Below are 1,854 nucleotides of genomic sequence, written 5' to 3' on the forward strand. Positions count from 1 at the left end.
GACCTCAATCAAAGAGCAGGCCTTCGTCTTGGGTTGGTTGACTGGTAACTGCCCAGCAGCCTGGACAAGCCAGCGGGAGAGAGTTTTGTGATGCACCCCAAGAATTCTGCCAATGGCTCTGAGCCCCAGTCCTTCGAGGTATAGCTTTTGAGCCTGTTCTTTGAGGGCGGGATCCTTGCCTCTGCGCATTGTCTGAAAGGTTCGTCGACAAGCTTAGCAGTGGTAACGTTGGGCCCCTCGATTCTTACCAAAGAGGATGTAGTCTGGATGTGCACAGCGAGGACATTGCATCGTTAGATCTCGAAATCGCGGAGATTACTTCATTTGTCTAAACGACGCAAATGCTACAATCCCTTTAATTTATACCAAAACAATCAGAAAAACCCCTTCCATTTATGTTCAGGAAAATTAAATCGAATTATCCTGAATTTCTTTTGCACTTCTGATTACCCATTAGTAAAAGTCTTATTAATTGAATTAATCCTTCAGCTAAGCCCTTTGTCATTATTGATAATCAAAAATACCTTTAAATTACGTCACAGATGATTCTTCTCCCCAAGATGCCAAGCACTTTGAGCAAAACTTTCATAAAACTCGGCCAAAAGAATCATGGAGAATAATAAGAAAAAAATTCAGCAAATAGAACGTCTCTTGGAGGTCATGAGGATCCTAAGAGATCCCCTAAAAGGGTGTCCTTGGGACAAAGAACAGAGTTTTGCTTCAGTTGTGCCTTACACGATTGAAGAAGCTTATGAGGTTTATGAAGCTATTCGAAAACAAGACTTTCAGGAATTAAAGGAAGAGTTAGGAGATCTTTTACTTCAGGTTGTTTTTCATTCGCAAATTGCATCAGAAATTGGTTTGTTTGACTTCGATCAAGTGGTCATGGGTATCTGTGAAAAAATGATTAGCAGGCACCCACATGTGTTTCAAGAAAGAGAGTCAAGAGATGTTCATTCACAAGGAGAGTCTTGGGAATTACAAAAAGCTGAAGAGCGAAAGCAAAAGTCATTTGAGCAAGGTAGACAGTTAAAGACATTAGACAATGTGGCATTAGCACTACCAGCGTTGATGCGCGCTCAAAAATTAAGCAAAAGAGCTGCGCGGGTTGGATTTGATTGGCCAAGTTCCAAAGTTGCATGGAAGAAGGTTGAAGAAGAAATCTGTGAAATGCAGGAGGAATTTGAAACTAAGGCACCAACTTCAAAAAGATTGCAGGAAGAATTTGGAGATCTCCTCTTTGCGCTCTGTAGCTGGGCAAGAAAGTCTGAAATAGATGCAGAAGTTGCCCTTAGAGATGCAAATTTAAAATTTATCCATCGCTTTGAATATGTAGAAGAACAAGTCAACCGTTCAGGGGAATCTTGGGGGCAGTTTTCTTTGGAGAATCTAATGGAATTTTGGGATGAGAGTAAAAAGAGATGATAATCATTTGAATCAATGTATTAATGAAGATAAGCTTTTGACTGAACCTTAGATAGAATGTTGATCTCTGTTCTTCTATGTTTAATTTTAAAGTCTTATTAGAGTAAATTATTCATAATTAAAAAATACTACATCAGGCAATTTATTTGAGAGTTTTGAATCATCTAGATACTGACCAAGCTAAGGAAAGATTTCCATTATTGTCATGATCGAACAATTTGCTTCAATCTATTTTTGGGATATAATCAGAAAGGTATAAAATAACGAATTATTATGTTTTATTAATCTAATAAATTTAATTACATGAACAAAAGAATTCAATTACACAGTTCATGTAATTAAAACTGGATCAATAGTAAGAGGTAAAGAATTCAGACTGCAGCATCCCCTTTTTCACCAGTTCTAATTCTGAGGGCCTCTACCAGATCA

Annotated in this window: 2 protein-coding genes; one reads left to right on the forward strand and one right to left on the reverse strand. The window is 38.0% G+C overall.

From position 1 onward, the window contains the following. Positions 1 to 189: helix-turn-helix domain-containing protein (locus P8O70_20530; protein ID MDG2199227.1), on the reverse strand; the 189-nt coding region annotated here is incomplete at its 3' end. A 420-nt stretch (positions 190 to 609) separates the two neighbouring features. Here P8O70_20530 and mazG point away from each other — a divergent pair. Next, positions 610 to 1,425: a nucleoside triphosphate pyrophosphohydrolase gene (gene mazG, locus P8O70_20535; protein ID MDG2199228.1), complete on the forward strand. Its 816-nt coding sequence runs from the start codon at positions 610 to 612 to the stop codon at positions 1,423 to 1,425. The last annotated feature ends 429 nt before the right edge of the window (positions 1,426 to 1,854 follow it).

The organism is SAR324 cluster bacterium (assembly GCA_029245725.1).
Lineage (GTDB): Bacteria > SAR324 > SAR324 > SAR324 > NAC60-12 > JCVI-SCAAA005.

Excerpts from the sequence above, each read along its gene's own strand:
- mazG (MDG2199228.1), top strand. The coding sequence starts at position 610 with ATGGAGAATAATAAGAAAAAAATTCAGCAAATAGAACGTCTCTTGGAG.